This window comes from Paraburkholderia sp. GAS41, from assembly GCF_050436545.1.
Classification (GTDB): domain Bacteria; phylum Pseudomonadota; class Gammaproteobacteria; order Burkholderiales; family Burkholderiaceae; genus Paraburkholderia.
Window position 1 is genome coordinate 1 of record NZ_JBNDMK010000065.1, and the last position, 3,487, is coordinate 3,487.

Consider the following 3,487-nt stretch of genomic DNA (forward strand, 5'->3'; position numbering starts at 1 on the left):
GCCGGAATAATGCGCAGCCAGAAATTATGTTGAGTCCGTCACTGTCGAATAGTGCCATGCGAGTCGCCGAAGCGATCCGCAAGGATTCGCGGTTCGGCGAGCTACGCATAATTACAACGACTCCAGGAACTGAAGGATGCGGTCCGGTGGTCGATATCGACGATTCTTTACTTGCGGCGGCTGAATCCTCTTCAACGCTCGCTCCTTCATTGTCAGATCAGCTTCCATATAGCCATGTGTTGTCGACGGGCTTTCGTGTCCCAGCCACAAGGCGATGACCGACAGGTCGACCCCTGATTGAAGTAGATGCATGGCAGTCGCGTGCCTAACCAGGTGCGGAGAAACACGTCGCTTGGCGAGTTGCGGACATTGGTCCTTCGCGCGCGTTACGGCAATTCTCATCCGATCGGCGACATTGGAGCGTGTCATCGCGTTTCCCGATCGATTTGGAAAGAGCCTCTGACTTGATGCATCCTGGATCTGCGGCAACCACCCCCTGATGAGCCTTGCCGTGGATCGCCATAAAGGCACTGTTCGTTCCTTGCGTCCTTTGCCAAGAATATGAACGAAGGGTGATGTACCCAGGACGACATCACTGACGCGTAGTGCCAGGACCTCCGAGACGCGCGCCCCAGTGTTATACATCGTTGCCAGCAGAACCCTGTCGCGCTGACCCGCCCAAGTGTCCGGGTCAGGCGCCGTCAACAGTTGCTGAATCTCTTCGCGTGACAGGAATCCGACCATAGGTTTATCGCAACGCTTCATCGGCACGGAGAGTGCACGCTGTATAACGGCCAACGACGCGACGTCACGGTGTGCTGCGTACTTCAGGAACGAGCGCAACGCTGCAAGTCGAACGTTGCGGGTCCGCGTGCTGTTGCGCCGCTCAACTTCGAGGTGTCGCAGAAACGCCAGGATCAGAGGTGCATCCATGTCCGCCAGCGTCAGATCAGTTGGGCACCTCCCGAGGCGATCCGATGCGAACTGAAGAAACAGACGAAACGAATCGCGATAGCTCGATATCGTCTCCGGGCTCACCGCGCGTTGCTGCATCAACCGTTCGACGAAGAAGTCCTGCAGGAGCGTCGCAAAGGAAGGAGCCAGGCAGGTTTTAGTCATGACGTTCCCCTTCAGCAAAGCGCGCAAATTTCTGGCTCACGATTTCCATGAGATCGGGAACCGCAGTCAGATACCAATAGGTATCGCTCGGCTTCACGTGTCCCAGATATGTCGACAGCGCAATCATCCGGTTGTCGACGTTCACGCCGTCCCGATACCACTTGAGAATGCACCGGCACACAAACGTATGGCGAAGATCATGGATTCGGGGCAACGCGTGGTCACCCCGAGAAGTCCACCCGAGTTGCTCGCGAAGCCGACCGAACACCCAATGCACCGTTCGGGCCTGCAACTTCCTGCCATCAAGATTCACAAAGAACGAAACGCACGGCTCTGCGGCGACGACCAGCGCACGGCGAGTAGCGTAACGCTTCATGGCCAGAATTACGGTAGGATGCATCGGAATAACGCGCGATTTGTGAAACTTCGTCTCACGCACCGTAAGCGTGCCCTCGGCAAGATTCACGTCGTCTCGAGAGAGATTGACGGCTTCCGAGATACGCAAGCCGGTTGCCGCAATCAATCCAAACAGCGCTTCATATGTAAGCGGTCTGATCGAACCGACGGGTAACATTGCCACCGACGCCGTGAGGAGTTCGCCGAGTTCCTGTTCCGTGTAGATGTGCGGCGCCAGACGACGATGGGCCCGCCCGCACAGGTCGCGTCGCGGAACAACTGTATCGGGATAGAACTGCCTGAGATACTTCGCGAAGGGCCGGATTACCTCGATCCGACGCGCCCATGTAATGGCCCTTTCGCTCGGTGTCGAGTGCGCCCAGGTAAGAGTCAGATCTTCCGTGATCGGTCCACGATGTCCCAGCGCGTCCGCGAAGCGGGCAAAGTTCATCAAGACGTGCCCAGAGATCTTGAGGTCGAAGCCAAGACAGCGTCGTTCGGCGAGATATGCTTGCGCCAGCGATACCATAGTGTCAGCCGAGTTGACGAAGCGTTTCATGATTTGCTCCCCGGCCAGGGGAGCGCGACAGCCTCCATGCTTTGCAGGTCGATCTTCGTGTAAATCGCGGTGGTGTCGATGCTTTGATGGCGCAGTACGTCAGCCACTTCCTTCAACGACGAGCCGGAACGAAGCAGCCGTCGGGCCACGCTGTGCCTCAGAAGATGAGTTCCAGATTGTTCAGTCCAGCCGCAGCGAACATATGCGGCATGCACCGCCTGATGGACACGCCCGGTTCCCAACGGAAGGTCGGCAGGCGCGTAGTGCCGTACAAAGACGGCGCGGGAGGTCGTCGTTGTTCTTCGGGCCAATCGGATATAGTCGGCGATCGCATCACCTGTCGGCTCCGGCAACGGAATGACGTAGCCACGTCGCGATTTGGTGCGACGGATTTGCAGCGTGCCGTCGCGCCAGTTTAAATCGTCGAGCTGTATTTGCACGACTTCCGCAGCACGCAATCCAATATCTGCCAGACAACGTACCATTGCGTAATCACGCAAGTCGGCCGCCGTTTCGTGATGGAAGGAATTCAGGAGCTGTCCGATCGCTGCGTCCGAAAGCGTTTGAGGTAATGCCGCCAACCTCCATCCTGCTACGTTCGGCACCGCCGCGATCAACTCTGCGACCTGCTCGTTATATTGCATGCTCCTGAATCGCAGATAACTGCGCAACGTTATGCCCGCTACGTGAGCTGTTCCGGCTTTGCACCCGTCAGGGTAACGCGTCACAAATCGACGGACATCCCGATTCGTTAGCCGCTCCATGTCGATGGGTCCGCGACCAAAGCGCTGATGCAAGAAATCGCGAATGATTCGACCACGCTGATATCGCGTGCACTCGGCAAGGCCGCAAACGTCCTTGAGGTACTCAGTGAACCGACACACCTCCTGTTGTACCGAATCCGGTTCTGCCCAAAGATACCGGGGCACAGCGCACGCGCCCAGGACGACCAGCAAATGCTGAAGTGCCGCGCTGACGTCTGTCCGACATCTCGGAATCGGATCGGGGCAGGTGCATCGAGGCAAATGGTCATTCACGAAGCCGCAGGCAAGTCGATTGTCGACGCGAGCTACGGCTATGCGGCGTGTTGTGAGCCAGTACGCAAAGTGCGCGACGCACCTCACGTAACGGTTGACGGTGCAAGCCGCGTAGCCGGCCTCAACGAGATATTCGCAGTAGCGCTCCGCGAAAGGAGAAAGGACGCTGCGCCATAACCACGCCTGAGGCTGCGGTCGTAGAGGAACCAAGCCGATCATGATGTTTCTCCTGAATGGGTTACAACCCAAACAGGAAAGCACTTTTTATGTGTAGTTTGCTGCTACCCAACGATCCATGCAAGGCGCGTCGCACTGAACCCGTGACGAGCCGTACCATGCAAACTCCGCATAATTTCTGGCTGCGCATTATTCCGGC

General features: G+C 57.4%; 3 protein-coding genes. All 3 read right to left on the reverse strand.

Translation table 11 applies throughout. From position 1 onward, the window contains the following. Positions 1-111: 111 nt before the first annotated feature. From P3T43_RS35365 to P3T43_RS35375, 3 genes are read right to left on the reverse strand one after another with little or no spacing between them, the layout of a single operon-like run. A complete protein-coding gene (locus tag P3T43_RS35365; RefSeq protein ID WP_429285625.1) occupies positions 112-1,119 on the reverse strand; it encodes a tyrosine-type recombinase/integrase in 1,008 nt (335 codons plus the stop codon). Continuing rightward, positions 1,112-2,074, reverse strand: coding sequence for a tyrosine-type recombinase/integrase (locus P3T43_RS35370; RefSeq protein ID WP_429285626.1), 963 nt, complete (start codon positions 2,072-2,074; stop codon positions 1,112-1,114). The genes P3T43_RS35365 and P3T43_RS35370 overlap by 8 nt, the downstream gene beginning before the upstream one ends. After that, on the reverse strand, positions 2,071-2,718 hold the full coding sequence (locus P3T43_RS35375) for a tyrosine-type recombinase/integrase (protein WP_429285627.1): 648 nt from the start codon (positions 2,716-2,718) through the stop codon (positions 2,071-2,073). The genes P3T43_RS35370 and P3T43_RS35375 overlap by 4 nt, the downstream gene beginning before the upstream one ends. Positions 2,719-3,487 lie beyond the last annotated feature (769 nt).